The organism is Mycolicibacterium sarraceniae (assembly GCF_010731875.1).
GTDB lineage: Bacteria > Actinomycetota > Actinomycetes > Mycobacteriales > Mycobacteriaceae > Mycobacterium > Mycobacterium sarraceniae.
The window spans coordinates 3,116,354-3,132,523 of record NZ_AP022595.1; the positions used below are offsets into that span (position 1 = coordinate 3,116,354).

Here is a 16,170-nt window from a genome sequence, read left to right on the forward strand (position 1 = left end):
CGACCCGCGGACACGCCGCGCCGGCGTGCCCGAGTCGGCGTCCGCAGGTGCGACCGTAGGGAAGTGGACCCCGGCGACTACGACGCGATCCTTGACGATTACGCCGAGCATCTCGTACTGGAGCGCACCCGCTCCGAGCACACTCGCCGCGCCTACCTCACCGACCTGCGCTCGCTGTTCGCCTTCGTCGACGAACGTGCCCCCGGCTCCGGTCTGGCGGGCCTGAGTCTGCCGCTGCTGCGCTCCTGGCTGGCCGCGCAATCCGCCGCCGGGGCAGCCCGCACGACGCTGGCCCGTCGCACCTCGGCGGTCAAGACCTTCACCGCGTGGGCTACCCGCCGCGGTCTGCTGGCCGACGACCCTGCGGTCCGTCTGCAGCTGCCGAAGGCTCGCCGCACCCTGCCCGCGGTGCTGCGTCAGGATCAGGCGCTGGCCGCCATGGCCGCCGCCGACCTCGGTGCCGAACAGGGCGACCCGCTGGCTATCCGGGACCGGCTGATCGTCGAGCTGCTCTACGCCACCGGCATCCGCGTCAGCGAGCTGTGCGGGCTGGACATCGACGACGTCGACACCGGCCGTCGGCTGCTGCGCGTGCTGGGCAAGGGCAACAAACAGCGCACCGTCCCGTTCGGGGCGCCGGCGGCCGACGCGCTGAGCGCGTGGCTGACCGACGGGCGGCCGGAACTGGTCAAACCCGAATCCGGCCCGGCACTCCTACTGGGCCCACGCGGCCGTCGGCTCGATCCTCGCCAGGCCCGCACCGTCGTGCATCAGACGGTCGCGGCCGTCGACGGCGCCCCCGACATGGGTCCGCACGGCCTGCGGCACAGCGCTGCCACGCATCTGCTGGAAGGTGGGGCGGACCTGCGCATCGTTCAGGAGATCCTGGGCCATTCCACGCTGGCCACCACCCAGCTCTACACCCATGTGACTGTCGCACGGCTGCGCGCCGTGCACGATCAGGCTCATCCGCGGGCTTGAAAACTTAAGTGCCGCAGAAAGTTTGAAAGCAACGCCCAAAGTTCTCGGGTGCGGGTTCGGCGTAGCGCTCGTACCCGGTGCGCTCGTCGTACGGTGAGCTGATCACCGCGAGTAGTCGGTGGAACGGTTCCATGTCGCCCGTCGCGGCAGCGGCCAACGCCTCCTCGACCAGGTGATTGCGCGGTATGTAGACGGGGTTCGCCCGTTGCATTGCCTCGCTGTCCGGGTCCAGGCTGCGCCACCGGGCAGCCCACACCTCGAACGGCGGATCGATCTCGCCGGAAGCGAGCCCTCGGAAGAAAGAGGTGTAGTCGACGCGTTCGCTCTCGAGCATCCCCAATAGCTCGTCGACGAGCTGTTGAGCCACGGTGTCGTCGACCTCGTTGCCCAACCCCAGCTTCCGGCGCATGCCCGCCGACCACGCCGCTGAGTACAGCGGTGCGAACCGCTGCAGCGACTCCGTGGCGAGCTCGACCGCGCGGTCCTGGTCATCGCTGATCAACGCCAGCAGTGCCTCGGCCAAGCGGGTCAGATTCCAGGCGGCGATCGCCGGTTGGTTGCCGTAGGCATACCGGCCGAAGGAGTCAATCGAGCTGAACACCGTCTTCGGGTCGAAGGCGTCCATGAACGCACACGGCCCGTAGTCGATCGTCTCGCCGGAGATCGTCATGTTGTCGGTGTTCATCACGCCGTGAACGAATCCGGCCAGCATCCACTGTGCGATGAGGTTCGCCTGCACGGCGACCACCGAATCGAGCAGCGCCAGATACGGATTCTCCGTCTCGGCGGCACCTGGGCAGTGCCTGCTGATCGCGTGATCGGCGAGGCGGCGCAGCAACGCGAGATCGCCTGCGGTCCTGACGTATTGGAAGCTGCCGACGCGCAGATGGCTCGTCGCGATCCGGGCCAGCACGGCGCCGCCGAGCAGGGTTTCGCGCTGGACGGGGCGCCCGGTGGCGACGACCGACAGCGCGCGGGTGGTCGGAATGCCCAGCGCGTGCATTGCTTCGCTGATGAGGTATTCGCGCAGCATCGGGCCGACAGCCGCCAGACCGTCGCCGCCGCGAGCGAACGGGGTGCGCCCCGATCCCTTGAGGTGCAGATCGCGCAACCGCTCGTCGGTGTCGATCAGTTCGCCGAGCAGTAGGGCCCGACCGTCGCCCAGGCGTGGCACCCAGCCGCCAAACTGATGGCCGGCATACCCCTGCGCGACCGGCTCCGCGTCTGCGGGCAGTCGAGTCCCGACCAGAAGGCCGATCCCGTCGGGGCCGCGCAACCACGCCGGATCCAGACCGAGCTCAGCGGCCAGCGATTCGTTGAGCACCAGCAGCCGCGGATCAGGCGCGGATTCGGCCTGCCAGCGCAGCGCAATTTCGGGCAGCTCGGTGGCGAACCGGTGGCCGAGGACGACGGTCGTGTCGGGCGCAATGCTCATCGATGTTGAGCCTACGGACGATCCACGCGCCTAGCTGGAGCCCGCCAGTGGTTTGAGCCGGATCGGCGTGCTGGCCAGCAGTCCCAGCGGGTCGATGTAGTCGGCTCGTGACGCCGCACCCCACATCGCGCCCCAGTGCAGGCAGGCCGCGGCCGGACACCCCGCATGACCGGGCAACAGCCGGCCCAGCGCCGTCGAGGCGTCCACCAACTGGCCGGCCCGCACCACCGCCTCGACCGGTTCGTAGCTGGTACGCAGCCCGCCGGCATGGACCAGCGACACCACCGGGCGCCCGGCCAGCGTGCCGGCGAACACCACGGTGCCCGATCCGGCCGCATAGACCGGCTGGTCGGGCACCCCGGCCAGGTCGACCCCGCGGTGCCCTCGCTGCCAATCCGGCGACGGCGCGTCGAACGTCCTGGTCACCGCCGGCAGCGGCCGCAGCGGCCACACCAGTCGTCCGGAATCAGCCCAGGCTGCGGGCGCACACAGCAGCGCGACCGAGGCAACCACCGCGATGACGCGCATCACCCCAGTTCAGCCGCCCAGTCGCCGAAATGAAAGGCCCAGATGCCAGCCCTGTGGACCGGCAAGCCGCTGTGGACAAAGCACCCGTTGCGGCGGTGTAAACTTTGACCCGCAACTCGCGCGAGCGGGTTGACTTCGCGCGTCTGTCCGCAAGTTTGCCAATGCAACTTGCACTACGCATGCCGGTTGGTCCCGTCCGCGGGTCGGCATGCCTCAGGCGCCAGGGCAGGGCTTCACCCGAAGCCGGGCCACAACCGACAACCTAATGAGGTATGGCCACACATGGCTGTTGTAACCATGAAGCAGCTGCTTGACAGCGGCACGCACTTCGGGCACCAGACCCGACGCTGGAACCCCAAGATGAAGCGGTTTATCTTCACCGACCGCAACGGCATCTACATCATCGATCTGCAGCAGACGCTGACCTACATCGATCAGGCTTACGAATTCGTCAAGGAGACCGTCGCCCACGGCGGCACCATCCTGTTCGTCGGCACCAAGAAGCAGGCTCAGGAGTCCATCGCCGAAGAGGCGACCCGCGTCGGCATGCCCTACGTGAACCAGCGCTGGCTGGGTGGCATGCTCACCAACTTCCAGACCGTGCACAAGCGCCTTCAGCGGATGAAGGAGCTCGAGGCCATGGAGCAGACCGGTGGCTTCGAGGGTCGCACCAAGAAGGAAATCCTGATGCTGACCCGCGAGAAGACCAAGCTCGAGCGGTCTCTCGGTGGTATCCGCGACATGGCCAAGGTGCCCTCGGCGGTGTGGGTCGTCGACACCAACAAAGAGCACCTCGCCATCAGCGAGGCCATCAAGCTGGGCATTCCGGTCATCGCGATCCTGGACACCAACTGCGATCCCGACCAGGTCAACTACCCGATCCCGGGTAACGACGACGCGATCCGCTCGGCAGCTCTGCTGACCAAGGTGATTGCCTCCGCGGTGGCCGAGGGTCTGAAGGCTCGCTCCGGTGCCGGCGCGGGCGACAAGCCCGAAGCCGCTGCCGAACCGCTGGCCGAGTGGGAGCAGGAGCTGCTGGCCAGTGCAACCGCGTCGGCCCCCAATGATGCTGGGCCGGCCGCTGAACCTGTTGCAACCACCACTGACGCTTCTTAATTCGTAGGAAGGGCCACATGGCTAACTACACCGCTGCCGACGTAAAGCGGCTTCGGGAGCTCACCGGCGCAGGCATGCTCGACTGTAAGAATGCCCTCGCCGAGAATGACGGCGATTTCGACAAGGCTGTCGAGGCGCTTCGCATCAAGGGCGCCAAGGACGTCGGCAAGCGCGCTGAGCGTGCCACCGCCGAAGGTCTGGTCGCTGCCAAGGGCGGTGCGCTGATCGAGATCAACTCCGAGACCGACTTCGTGGCCAAGAACGCTGAATTCCAGCAGCTGGCCAACGATGTGGTGGACGCCGCGGCCGCAGCGAAAGCCACCGACGTCGAGGCCCTCAAGGCCGCCAAGGTTGGTGACAAGACGGTCGAGCAGGCCATCGCGGAGCTGTCGGCCAAGATCGGCGAGAAGCTCGAACTGCGCCGTGCGGCGTACTTCGACGGCAACGTCGAGGCCTACCTGCACAAGCGTGCTGCCGACCTGCCGCCCGCCGTGGGTGTGCTGGTCGAGTACACGGGTGACGGAAAGGACGCAGCGCACGCCGTGGCCCTGCAGATCGCCGCGCTGAAGGCGAAGTACCTGACTCGCGAGGACGTCCCCGCCGACATCGTGGCCAACGAGCGCCACATTGCCGAGGAGACGGCTAAGGCCGAGGGCAAGCCCGAGCAGGCGCTGCCCAAGATCATCGAGGGTCGCGTCACGGGCTTCTACAAGGATGTCGTGCTGCTGGAGCAGCCGTCGGTCTCCGACAGCAAGAAGACGGTCAAGGCCCTGCTCGACGAGGCCGGCGTGACAGTGACCCGGTTCGCCCGGTTCGAGGTCGGTCAGGCCTGACAAAGCTTGGGCGGCACCAACAAGGCCGTCCACTGGAAAACCCCGCGTCAACCCGGCGATCCCGGAGACGCGGGGTTTTGCCATTCCCGGACAAAGCCGAACGCGGCGGTGTTACGCGTGTGACAATTTGGCATGGCGATCACGAAGCTTTTCGTTCCCGCGGCCAGCGTGGCGTTACTGATGGGGAGTTTCGCGGTGGTCTCGGCGGCGCCGGGGCTGAGCTGTCCGCCCCAGAATCAATCCCAAATCGACATCGTCCACGGTCCGATCACTTGCGGCGATGCGTATGCCACGGCGGCCCAATACCAGGCCGAAGGCGAGAAGTACCAGCAGATCGGTCCCTTCACCTGCTACACCGGCAATGCCATGACGCTGCCGGTTCTGTTGAGCTGCACGTCTGACACCGCGGAATTCGCGGTCAACAACATGGCTCCCCCGCCGTAGCCGGGAAGCATCCCCGCGCGTCTGCGGTTGGATGAGCCATGCGCATCGGAGTCACCTTCCCCCAAACTGAACTCGGCGGCGACGCCGGCGCGGTCCGCGCCTACGGGCAGCGGGTCGAGGAACTGGGGTTCACCCACATCCTGGCCTACGACCACGTGCTGGGCGCGGACCCGGCGGTGCACCAGGGCTGGGCCGGACCGTATGACGTCCGCACCACCTTCCATGAACCGCTGGTGATGTTCGGTTACCTGGCTGCCGTGACGCAGACGGTGGAATTGGTGACCGGTGTGATCATCCTGCCGCAGCGCCAGACGGCCCTGGTGGCCAAACAGGCCGCCGAGGTGGACCTGCTCAGTGGCGGACGGCTGCGACTCGGAATTGGGTTGGGCTGGAACGCCGTTGAATACGAAGCACTCGGCGAGGATTTCTCCAACCGTGGCCGCCGTTCCGAGGAGCAGGTCGACGTGATGCGCCGGCTCTGGACCGAGCCCAGCGTCACCGTCGAGGGGCGCTATCACGCGGTCACCGGCGCGGGCCTGGCCCCGTTGCCGATTCAGCGGCCCATCCCGGTGTGGTTCGGCGCGGCCTCGCGGCGTGCCTATGAGCGGGCCGGCCGCCTGGGCGACGGCTGGTTCCCGATGGTGCCGCCCGGGCACGGGCTCGAGGAGGCGCGCGAAGCGGTGGAGCGCGCAGCGGTGGCCGTCGGCCGCGATCCGGCGGCACTGGGCATGGAGGGCCGGGTCGACTGGTCTCGTGGCCGCGACACGGTGGCCGAGGGCCTGGCGGCCTGGGCGGCGGCCGGTGCCACCCACGTCTCGATCAACACGATGGGCGCCGGTTTGGGCGGGGTCGACGGCCACCTGGCGGCGTTGGAGGCTGTGGCGGCTGACCTGCCCCGGTAGGCCGGCCACTATTGAACACGTGCCTGCTAGCGTCGGTGGAATGCAACATGTGCACGCCTTCGGCGACGACGCGCTCGGTGACCTGGATGCGGTAGCTCTGGTCGATGCCCTCCGCACCCGCACGGTGTCACCCGCTGAGCTTGTCGAGGCCGCGATCGCCCGCACCGAGAAGGTCAATCCGCAGCTGAACGGATTGGTCTACGAAGCCTTCGACCGGGCGCGGGCCGATATCCAGCGATCACGAGGCAGCTTTTTCGACGGCGTTCCGAGCTTCGTCAAAGACAATGTCGCGGTCGCGGGTATGCCGACGATGCGGGGGACCGACGCCTGGCAGCCGCGCCCGGAAGCCGCCGATGGTGATTTCGCCAAGGCCTACCTGGCGACCGGCCTGACCCCACTGGGCAAGACGCAGATGTCGGAATTCGGTTTCAGTGCGGCCGCCGAGCATCCCCGCCTGGGTCCGGTGCGCAACCCGTGGCATACCGACTACACCGCCGGTGCGTCATCCTCGGGTTCCGCCGCATTCGTCGCCGCCGGTGTGGTGCCGATCGCCCACGCCAACGACGGTGGCGGCTCGATCCGAATTCCCGCGTCCTGCAACGGACTTGTCGGCCTCAAGCCCTCTCGCGGCCGGGTGCCACTCGATGCCGACCTTCGCCAGATGCCAGTCCGGATCGTGGCCAACGGTGTGGTCACCCGCTCGGTCCGCGATACCGCGGCCTTCTACCGCGAGCTCGAAAAGATCTGTCCCAACCCGAAATTGCGCCCGATCGGCAACGTCGAATCGCCGGGACCCCGGCTGCGGATCGCCGTTCTGACCCGCTCGGTCGTCCAGGAGTGCAGCCCGGAGGTCAAGGAGCTCACCCTCAAAACCGCCGCCCTGCTCGAAGGGTTGGGTCATCGGGTCGAATACCTCGACGAGGTGCCGATCCCGACATCGTTCGTCGACGACTTCGTGTTGTATTGGGCGTTTTTGGCGATGGCTCAGGTGCGGATGGGGCCACGCGCATTCGGTCCCTCCTTCGACCGCAACCGGTTGGACAACCTGACGGTGGGTCTGGAACGGCACGCGGTCCGCAACCTGCACAAGCTTCCGCTGGCGATCCTCCGGCTGTCGACGTTGCGGCGGGCCACCGCGCGGATGTACCGCTCACACGATGTGGTGCTTATGCCGACACTGGCGGGCGAACCGGTGCGGGTCGGCCATCTCGACCCGACGGCGAGTTATGACCAGATCATGGACCGTCTGATGGAGTGGGTGGCGTTCACGCCACTGCAGAATGCGACCGGCGAGCCGGCAATCTCGTTACCGCTGGCGCAATCCGCGTCCGGCTTGCCGGTGGGCATGATGCTGTCGGGGCCGCTGGGCCACGACCGCAGGCTGCTGGAACTGGCCTTCGAACTCGAGGCCGCCGAGCCATGGCCGCGCCTGGGTGTAGACACGTTGATTTAACAGCGCTGGGGTTGCCGTAACCCCGTCGACATCAGCGGCTGCGGTCCGCGAAACAGGGCGCGCCGAATATTGGCGGTGTGGAAACCCCTGCCTCCACGGTAATTTCGCGACCACCGCCGATCGCCACCTCATCCGGAAACAACACCATTGGGTGTCTCCTCCGGTTTGCCTGGGCGAACATCCGCCGCAGGCCCGAGCGCTTCGTGCTGTCTGTTCTCGGCATCGCACTGGCCCTCACCTGTGTGACGGTGGTGCGCACCATTTCGTCGAGCTTCGCCATCACCGGCGCCGACTCGGTGACCGACGTGCTGGGCGGCGCGCAGCTGTGGGCAATCCCCGCCGCCGGAGTGCACTACGACAGCACCGTGCAGGCGCTCGTCGCCGATGGCCCCGCCCCGGCGATCAGTGCCCCGCAGGGGTGGCGTGCGATCGCGACGCTCTCCGGGGCCACCGATATCAACGGGGCATCGGTCGCGCTGCGCGGTGACGATGAAACACCCTACGGCCAAGCACTTTTGGGATCCGACGTGGCACAGCGCCTCGGCAAGCACGACGGTGACCGGATCGTCGTCGGCGGCCAGGATCTTGAGGTCCAGGTCGGTGCCGGCGGCCAGTCCGTGACGGTCGCGACACCACTTGCCCGCACCATCGTCGGCGACAACGGATGGTGGACGGTGTACGCGCCGGCCGGGCAAGAGAAGAGCCGCAGCCTCGGCAGCACCTTCGGCGGTGCCGTCGGTCTGCCCTCGACCGCCGACCCGTCGGTCACGCCGGACCCGGCCGGAGCCGGACTGATCTATGACACGGTGGGCGGCACCGGCCCCCTGACGTTCGACCAGAAGTATTCGGCGTTGTTCTCCGGCAAGGTCACCAGCTCCACTCTGGGGATCATCTCGATCATCGGCCTGATCCTGGGGTTCATCATCGCCGTGTCATCTTTCCTGGCCGCGGTACAGGAACGCCGGCGGGAATTCGGCATCATGTCCAGCATCGGGCTGGCCGACGAGGTGCTCTACTTCTTCCTGGTGGAGTCTGCCGTCGTCTTTGTGGCGGCCCATGTGCTGGGCGTGCTCACCGCGGGTATCGCTGTGTGGCTGGTGATCCCGGGCGTCGCGACACCGATCGCCTGGTTGCAGGCCGCCGGCATGGTCGCGGGCTTCCTGCCGGCGATGTCGATCGTCGGCGCGCTGATACCCGTGCACCGCCTGCTGCAGAACCGTCCGGTCGACCTGCTCGGAGGCCGCTGATGATCACGTTCGGACTCTCCTACGGCTGGCTGGCCGCACGGCGCCGCGTTCGCGAGATGGTGCTGCCGATCGTCACCACCGCGACGGGCGCGTTCCTCGTGGTCATCGTCTTCGGGATGTCGGCGGGCATCCAAGCCCAGTCGGCAGCGCTGGGCCATGCCGCCGAAATCGGCCGGGCGGTCATCCTGATCGCGATCACCGTGCTGCTGGTCGGTGTCGTCGAGGTCGCGGTCGCCACCACTCGCACGATCTCGCACCGCACCCGCGAACTCGGTGTGCTCGGGGCCACCGGTGTGCCACGCGGATCCGTGATCGCCGCGCTGTTGGTCGAACCCGCGGTAGCCGCCGTCCTTGGCGCCTTGGGCGGAGTGGTGCTGGCGGTCATCACCGCCGTCGTGATGGGCGCGCTCGGCCTGGTCACCACCGGAGTGTCGTTGGCCGGCATCGGCTTCGGTGCGGCGATCGCCGTCGCGGTCAGCATCATCGCCGCCCTGCTCACCAGCGTCGTGCCCACCTGGAACGCGGCGTCGCGTCCCCCCATTCGCTCCCTGTCGACCGGAGGTTAGACATGACCGCAGTCGAAGACGCCACCCCGGACCTCATCCCGTCGCCAGAGCCGTCACCGGTGATCGAGATCAGTGATGTGTGGAAGCTGCACAAGCTCGGCGACGAGGTGGTCAAAGCTCTGATCGCCGCCGAATTGACGGTGATGCCGGGCGAATTCGTCTGCTTGATGGGGCCGAGTGGTAGCGGAAAGTCGACCCTGCTGAACATCATCGGCGGCCTGGACCGGCCGACCAAAGGCTCGGTGCTGATCGCCGGCCGCGACACCGCCAAACTGACCGAAAGCCAGTTCGCGTCGTTGCGCCACGACACGATCGGGTTCATCTTTCAGAGCTACAACCTGATCCCGTTCCTGTCGGCGGTCGAAAACGTCGAACTGCCCCTCATGTTCGAACCCTATGACCGTAAAGCGTTGCGCCAGCGGGCGCTGGAACTGCTCGACCTCGTCGGTCTGAGTCACCGCGTGCACCACCAACCGACCAAGATGTCCGGCGGTGAGCAGCAGCGCACCGCGATCGCGCGGTCGCTGATCAGCAGCCCGACGCTGGTCCTGGCCGATGAACCAACCGCAAATCTGGACCACCGCACGGGGGAGACGGTGGTGCGCATGCTGCGCGACCTGTGCTCGACGCTGGGCGTCACAGTCGTCGCGAGCACCCACGATCCCACGGTGGCCGACGAAGCGAGCCGTGTTGTCCGGATGCGAGACGGACAAATCATCAACTGATCCAACAGGATTGGAAGTAACCGTATGACGCAAGAACTCGAGGCGCCAGCGTCGGCCCAGCGCGACAAGCTTCTGACCACAGAGCTCGTCCCTGAGCAGGTGCTGCCCAAGGTGATGACAACCTTCGGCCTCACGGCCACCTACGTTTTCATTATTTGCTGGATCACCGGCTCGTCGATCATGGCGGCCGGTGGATGGACCGCGATCCCGATGTGGATTCTCGGCATCCTCACGTTCCTGATCCCGGCGGGTATGGCGGTCGCCGAACTGGGCAACCTGTGGCCCGGTGAAGGCGGTGTGTACATCTGGGCCACCCGAACCATGGGTGAGACGTGGGGATTCATCGGCGGTTACCTGTCGTGGATCCCCGTAGTGCTCAACTCCGCTTCGTCGCCGGCGATCATCCTGCAGTTCCTGCTGCTGGCCTTCCACGCTGAGCTCGGCCTGACGCTCAGCATCATTCTGCAGGTGGCGCTGCTGTGGGCCGTGGTGGGCTTGGCGCTGGCCAAACTCGCGGCCAACCAGCGCATCATGAGCGGCGTCTTCATCGTGTACGCAGTCTTGACCGCCGTCATCTTCATTTCGGGCATCATCTACGCGGTCAACAACGGCTCGGCCCAGGAGTTCACCGCGCACGCCGCACTGGTGCCCGATTTCGCCGGTGCCGGCTTCCTGTACGGCACCGTGCTGCTCTACCTGGTCGGTGTCGAGACGCCGTACAACATGGGCGCGGAGTTCCTTTCGGTGCGCAAGAGCGGTCCGAAGATGATGGTGTACGGGTCGATTGCGCTGATCCTCATCTACCTGTTGACCACGCTGGGCACCATTATGGTGCTGCCTGCCGACCAGGTGAACCCGGTAACCGGGGTCATCGGCATGCTCGGCACCGCCGCGCCCACGGGCGTGATGGAGGTGGCGGCTGTCGTGTTGGCCTGCATCGTCTTCGTGGCGTTGATGAGCTACCAGGTCACCTACTCGCGACTGGTCTTCGTCTCCGGTCTGGAGCGTCACCTGCCGCGGGTCTTCACTCACCTCAATCCGCGCACCCGCAACCCGGTGACGGCGATCCTCATCCAGGGCGTGCTGTCGTCGCTGCTCATCGTGGGGCTGTACTCCCAGAGCAGCATGGCCAACGTCACCGTGTTCCTGCAGGGCGGGTTGTCCATCGCCTGGTTGATCTCGGGGTTCTTCTTCCTGGTCCCGGTCATCATCGCCCGCAAGAAGTACGCCGACCGCTATGCGGCAGAGAAGTTCTGGCGTATCCCCGGCGGTACGGTGGGCGTCTGGATCGTCGTCGTCATCGGCTCGGTGGGCACCATCGGTGGTATCTACTACTCGTTCGCCAAGTCGTGGATCGCCGATGTGCCCGACAGCACCTGGATGACGTGGACGGGCAGCATCGCGGCGGGCATGTTCGCCCTCGGCGTTATCGTCTACATCTTCGGTCGCCGCTCAGCGCGCAAGATGACCCAAGAGGATGCACTGGCCCACCTGGCCGTGCTGGATCTCAAGAAATCCGAAACCCCCAGCCCCGAGGCGGTTTAGCTCGATATGACCATGGATAGCACCGTGCTGAGCACGGCGATGACCGACGACCGTGCCTGTTATCCTCTCGACCCGCTGACCGGGGCCGAGATCGAGGCCGCCGCGGCAGTCGTCAAGGACTCGGAATATGCCAGTCCGACAATGAAATTCGTGATGATTCAGCTCGCGGAGCCGGAGAAGAACGCCCAGTTGACGTATCAGGCGGTCTCCGACGTGCCGAGGCGGGCATTCGTCACGATGTACGACGCGGCGGCCAAGCTGGTTTACGAATCGGTCGTCGACATCGGGGCCCGGGTGGTGGAGACCTGGACCGCGATCCCGGGCCGCTTCCCGTCGTATCTGGTCGAGCATATGACCGGGGTTGAGGAAGTCGTGCGCGCCGACCCGCGTTGGCGGGAGGCGATGCGCAAGCGCGGCATCACCGATTTCGACCTGGCGATGATCGATCCGTGGCCGGCCGGTTATTACGGTGCCCAGGACCACTACCAGAACTCGCCGCTGATCTGCCGGCCGCTGACATTCATGCGGGCGGCGGCTTCCGAACACGGTTATGCGCGCCCGGTCGAAGGCGTGATTGTGACGTTCGACCTGGACACGATGACGGTGCTCGAGGTGGAGGATCACGGGGTGGTGCCGCTGCCGCCGAAGGCGGGCAACTATTCGGCGCAGTTCATGTTCGATGAGGATAACCGGCCCGCGTTCACCCAGTTCCGTGATGACGTCAAGACCATCGACATCACCCAGCCGGAAGGGCCGAGCTTCACCGTCGACGGCTGGAAGGTGCAGTGGCAGAAGTGGTCTCTGCGGGTGGGCTTCAATCCGCGGGAGGGCGTCACCATCCATGAGGTGACCTACACCGACCGGGGCGAGACCCGTCCGATCCTGTATCGCGGTTCGCTCTCGGAAATGGTGGTGCCCTACGGCGACACCTCACCGACCCACTGGAACAAGAACGTGTTCGACATGGGTGAAGTGGGCATGGGCTTTTCGGCCAATCCATTGACCCTGGGGTGTGACTGTCTGGGCGAGATCTTCTACTTCGACGGCACGGTCAACGACTCCGACGGCAATGCGGTGACGATTCCCAACGCCATCTGCATGCATGAGGAGGACTACGGAATCTCCTGGAAGCACACGGATTTCCGCACCGGTGAGGTGGAGGTGCGTCGCTCGCGGCGACTCGTCGTCTCGATGATCTGCACGGTCGGCAACTACGAGTACGGGTTTTTCTGGTACTTCTACAACGATGCGTCCATCGAGGTCGAGGTCAAGCTCTCCGGCGTGCTCACCACTGGCGCGATCAAAGAAGGGGAATCACCGCGCTGGGGCAAGTTGGTCGCACCCGGTATCTACGGCCCCAATCACCAGCACTTCTTCAACTTCCGCCTCGACATGAGCGTCGATGGCGCGAAAAATAGCGTCTACGAAGTGGATTCGATTCCGGAGCCAGATCCGGAGCGCAATCCGCACAAGAACGCCTGGATCACGAAGGACACTTTGGTGGCTTCGGAAGCCGAGGGTGCCAGGGATTGGAACTGGAACACCGGCCGGTACTGGAAGGTGACCAACCCGTCCAAGAAGAACGAACTCGGCAGCCCGGTGGCCTACAAGCTGGTGCCGCGCGAGATCGTTCCGGTGATGGTGCAGGAAGGCTCCTACATCTATGACCGGGCGAAATTCGTCCAGCACAATCTGTGGGTGACGAAGTACGACCCGGCCGAGAAATTCGCGGCGGGCGACTACATGTACCAGTCACCGGACGCCCAGGGCCTGCCGGAGTTCATCGCGGACGACGCTGCGCTGGACGACACCGACGTGGTGCTCTGGTACACCCTCGGCGCCCACCACATCGTGCGGCCGGAGGACTGGCCGGTGATGCCGTGCGCGTACGTGGGATTCCATCTGAAGCCGATCGGCTTCTTCGACGGCAACCCGGCGCTGGACCTGCCGCCGTCACCGCCGAAGGCGTGCCACTCGCATCACTAGCAGCTAGCCGAGGGCGGCGAGGATTCTGCGGAACTCTCGCCGCTGCTCGGCGCTCAGATCCCCCATCAACCGCTGCTCGGCGGCCCGCACGCCGGTGTCGGTGCGCGCCAACAGCTCCGCGCCGGCGCGGGTGAGCTTCGCCGGCAGTGAGCGTCCGGATTCCACACTGGCCGGGCGACTGACCAATTCGCGGTCTTCGAGGCTGCGCAGCACCATGTTCATCGCCTGCGGCGAGACCCCGGTGTCGCGGGCCAGCTCGGCATTGGAGCGCTCGGGCAACGTGGACAGGATCCGCATGCAGATGTACTGCGGGAACGACAGGCCCACCGGGTCGAGTGCGGTGGCGGTCACTTCGGCGCGCAGTGCTGAGGCCACCCGGTGCAGCAGGTACCCCAGCGGCTCGTCACGGCATTGGCTCATGTCAATGATATTGACATATATCAATCTGATTGATATTCGTAGAGGTATGACCACACCTGACGATCTGTTCGATTCGGCATATCAACGCACGGCTACCGAGTTCGAGGGCTTCCGACCGCCCTGGAGCATTGACGAGCCGCAGCCCGAAATCGCCGCCCTCATCGAGGCGGGCAAGTTCCACGGCGACGTGCTCGACGCCGGCTGCGGGGAGGGTGCGGTCTCGTTGTTCCTCGCCGAGCGTGGCTTCACCACCGTCGGCCTGGACCTCTCGCCGACGGCGATCGAGCTGGCCCGCGCCGAGGCTGCCAAGCGTGGCGTGACCAACGCCAGCTTTGACATTGCCAACATCGCCGATTTCGACGGCTATGACGGCCGGTTCGGCACCATCGTCGACTCCACGCTGTTCCACGCGATGCCCGTCGAGCTCCGCGACGGCTACCAGCGCTCGATCGTGCGGGCCGCCGCTCCCGGGGCGTCGTACTTTGTGCTGGTCTTCGACGCTGCCACGATGCCCGCCAACGGGCCGGCGCACCCGGTGACCGAGCCCGAGTTGCGCGCCGCTGTCGAGCCGTACTGGGTGATCGACGAGATCCGTCCCGCGCGCATCCATGCCAATGTGCCGGAGGAAACGATGGCGACGATGGTCGAGTTCGCCGGTGGCGACCTGCGTGACGAGGCGGGAGGCCGCAAGTCGCTGTCGGCCTGGCTGTTGTCGGCTCACCTCGGCTAAGGGTTGATGGGGGCGAAAGTATGCTGGCCGCATGGAACTACTACGCAACGTAGTTATCTTGCTGCACATCGTCGGGTTCGCCGCAACCTTCGGCGCGTGGGTGGCCGAGGCGGCGGCCCGGCGATTCCGCACCACCCGGGTGATGGACTACGGATTGCTGGTTTCGTTGCTCACCGGGATCGCACTGGCGGCACCATGGCCGGCCGGAATTGTCCTGAACTATCCCAAGATTGGGGTCAAGCTGATCATTCTGATCGTGATTGGTGGCCTGCTCGGCATGGGCAATGCCCGGCAGCGGCGCACGGGGGAACCCGTCCCGCGTCCGGTGTTCGTCGCGGTGGGGGTCCTATCGCTGACGGCAGCGGCCATCGCCGTCCTTTGGTGACCGTGCACCAGGCATAACCCGGAAAATCGCCAGCTTCGCCGATAAGGCAGGATGGAAGTGCCGTCTCGAAAGCCGCCGGGATGGCACTCTCATGCCCGGAGCGGAGACTATTTCGGAGGAGTCTGATGGGGGAGACGGCGACGCATTCGCAGGAACTGCGGCCGCATTTCAACAGGGTGGTCCTCAAGCTCGGCGGCGAGATGTTCGGCGGCGGGTCGGTCGGGCTGGATCCCGACGTTGTCGCCCTGGTTGCCCGTCAGATCGCCGATGTGGTGCGCAGCGGCGCCCAGGTTGCTGTCGTGATCGGCGGCGGAAATTTTTTCCGTGGTGCCCAATTGCAGCAGCGCGGGATGGAACGTACCCGCTCGGATTACATGGGCATGCTCGGTACGGTGATGAACAGCCTTGCGCTACAAGACTTCTTGGAGAAGGAAGGCATCGTCACCCGCGTGCAGACGGCCATCACCATGGGTCAGGTCGCCGAGCCCTACATTCCGCTGCGCGCGGTGCGCCACTTGGAGAAGGGGCGCGTGGTGATTTTCGGCGCAGGCATGGGGCTGCCGTACTTCTCCACTGACACCACCGCCGCGCAGCGGGCACTGGAGATTCGTGCCGACATCGTGCTGATGGCCAAGGCGGTCGACGGCGTCTTCACCGCCGACCCTCGCCAAGACCCGAACGCCGAGATGCTCACCGAGATCAGCCACCGCGAGGTCCTCGACCGCGGCCTTCAGGTGGCCGATGCCACCGCCTTCAGTTTGTGCATGGACAACGGTATGCCGATCCTGGTCTTCAACCTGCTGACCGATGGGAATATCGCCCGGGCGGTCGCAGGTGAGAAGATCGGAACCCTGGTCAGCTGAGGAGGCGCGGA

Annotated in this window: 17 protein-coding genes; 14 read left to right on the forward strand and 3 right to left on the reverse strand. The window is 66.0% G+C overall.

The window, feature by feature from the left end; all coding sequences use genetic code 11:
• Nucleotides 1-87 precede the first annotated feature (87 nt).
• On the forward strand, nucleotides 88-981 hold the full coding sequence (locus tag G6N13_RS15480; RefSeq protein WP_407663931.1) for a tyrosine recombinase XerC: 894 nt from the start codon (nucleotides 88-90) through the stop codon (nucleotides 979-981).
• Nucleotides 982-985: 4 nt separating this feature from the next.
• On the opposite strand, the gene G6N13_RS15485 is transcribed toward G6N13_RS15480, so the two are convergent.
• Both G6N13_RS15485 and G6N13_RS15490 read right to left on the reverse strand, forming a co-directional pair.
• On the reverse strand, nucleotides 986-2,416 hold the full coding sequence (locus tag G6N13_RS15485) for a protein adenylyltransferase SelO (protein ID WP_163698359.1): 1,431 nt from the start codon (nucleotides 2,414-2,416) through the stop codon (nucleotides 986-988).
• Nucleotides 2,417-2,446: 30 nt separating this feature from the next.
• Nucleotides 2,447-2,944 carry a M23 family metallopeptidase gene (locus G6N13_RS15490; protein ID WP_163698361.1) on the reverse strand — a complete coding sequence of 166 codons (498 nt, stop codon included), beginning with the start codon at nucleotides 2,942-2,944 and terminating at the stop codon, nucleotides 2,447-2,449.
• Nucleotides 2,945-3,226: 282 nt separating this feature from the next.
• On the opposite strand from G6N13_RS15490, the gene rpsB reads away from it, so the two are divergent.
• The 10 genes from rpsB (at nucleotide 3,227) to G6N13_RS15540 (ending at nucleotide 13,761) form a co-directional block, all read left to right on the forward strand.
• Nucleotides 3,227-4,060 carry a 30S ribosomal protein S2 gene (gene rpsB / locus G6N13_RS15495; protein ID WP_163698364.1) on the forward strand — a complete coding sequence of 278 codons (834 nt, stop codon included), beginning with the start codon at nucleotides 3,227-3,229 and terminating at the stop codon, nucleotides 4,058-4,060.
• A gap of 17 nt (nucleotides 4,061-4,077) precedes the next feature.
• Entirely contained in the window at nucleotides 4,078-4,893 is an 816-nt protein-coding gene (gene tsf / locus G6N13_RS15500) for a translation elongation factor Ts (RefSeq protein WP_163698365.1), read from the forward strand.
• Between the two features lie 132 nt (nucleotides 4,894-5,025).
• A complete protein-coding gene (locus G6N13_RS15505) occupies nucleotides 5,026-5,337 on the forward strand; it encodes a hypothetical protein (RefSeq protein WP_235677776.1) in 312 nt (103 codons plus the stop codon).
• 38 nt (nucleotides 5,338-5,375) lie between these two features.
• Nucleotides 5,376-6,239, forward strand: coding sequence for an LLM class F420-dependent oxidoreductase (locus G6N13_RS15510; protein WP_163698367.1), 864 nt, complete (start codon nucleotides 5,376-5,378; stop codon nucleotides 6,237-6,239).
• 40 nt (nucleotides 6,240-6,279) lie between these two features.
• A complete protein-coding gene (locus G6N13_RS15515) occupies nucleotides 6,280-7,692 on the forward strand; it encodes an amidase (RefSeq protein WP_163702169.1) in 1,413 nt (470 codons plus the stop codon).
• 68 nt (nucleotides 7,693-7,760) lie between these two features.
• Nucleotides 7,761-8,939 carry an FtsX-like permease family protein gene (locus G6N13_RS15520; protein WP_163702172.1) on the forward strand — a complete coding sequence of 393 codons (1,179 nt, stop codon included), beginning with the start codon at nucleotides 7,761-7,763 and terminating at the stop codon, nucleotides 8,937-8,939.
• Entirely contained in the window at nucleotides 8,939-9,505 is a 567-nt protein-coding gene (locus G6N13_RS15525; protein ID WP_163698369.1) for an ABC transporter permease, read from the forward strand. The genes G6N13_RS15520 and G6N13_RS15525 overlap by 1 nt, the downstream gene beginning before the upstream one ends.
• Before the next feature lie 2 nt (nucleotides 9,506-9,507).
• A complete protein-coding gene (locus G6N13_RS15530) occupies nucleotides 9,508-10,230 on the forward strand; it encodes an ABC transporter ATP-binding protein (RefSeq protein WP_163698371.1) in 723 nt (240 codons plus the stop codon).
• 24 nt (nucleotides 10,231-10,254) lie between these two features.
• Nucleotides 10,255-11,775 (forward strand): APC family permease, encoded by a 1,521-nt coding sequence (locus G6N13_RS15535; protein WP_163698373.1) that lies wholly within the window; start codon nucleotides 10,255-10,257, stop codon nucleotides 11,773-11,775.
• 6 nt (nucleotides 11,776-11,781) lie between these two features.
• On the forward strand, nucleotides 11,782-13,761 hold the full coding sequence (locus G6N13_RS15540; protein WP_163698375.1) for a primary-amine oxidase: 1,980 nt from the start codon (nucleotides 11,782-11,784) through the stop codon (nucleotides 13,759-13,761).
• Nucleotides 13,762-13,764: 3 nt separating this feature from the next.
• On the opposite strand, the gene G6N13_RS15545 is transcribed toward G6N13_RS15540, so the two are convergent.
• Nucleotides 13,765-14,181, reverse strand: a complete 417-nt coding sequence (locus tag G6N13_RS15545) for a MarR family winged helix-turn-helix transcriptional regulator (RefSeq protein WP_163698377.1) — start codon at nucleotides 14,179-14,181, stop codon at nucleotides 13,765-13,767.
• Between the two features lie 46 nt (nucleotides 14,182-14,227).
• Here G6N13_RS15545 and G6N13_RS15550 point away from each other — a divergent pair, with 46 nt between their 5' ends.
• The 3 genes from G6N13_RS15550 to pyrH all read left to right on the forward strand — a co-directional run bounded on the left by G6N13_RS15550 (nucleotide 14,228) and on the right by pyrH (nucleotide 16,159).
• Nucleotides 14,228-14,911, forward strand: coding sequence for a class I SAM-dependent methyltransferase (locus G6N13_RS15550; protein WP_163698380.1), 684 nt, complete (start codon nucleotides 14,228-14,230; stop codon nucleotides 14,909-14,911).
• A 31-nt stretch (nucleotides 14,912-14,942) separates the two neighbouring features.
• On the forward strand, nucleotides 14,943-15,296 hold the full coding sequence (locus tag G6N13_RS15555) for a Fe-S protein (protein WP_163698382.1): 354 nt from the start codon (nucleotides 14,943-14,945) through the stop codon (nucleotides 15,294-15,296).
• 125 nt (nucleotides 15,297-15,421) lie between these two features.
• Nucleotides 15,422-16,159: a UMP kinase gene (gene pyrH / locus G6N13_RS15560; protein ID WP_163698384.1), complete on the forward strand. Its 738-nt coding sequence runs from the start codon at nucleotides 15,422-15,424 to the stop codon at nucleotides 16,157-16,159.
• Nucleotides 16,160-16,170: the final 11 nt, after the last annotated feature.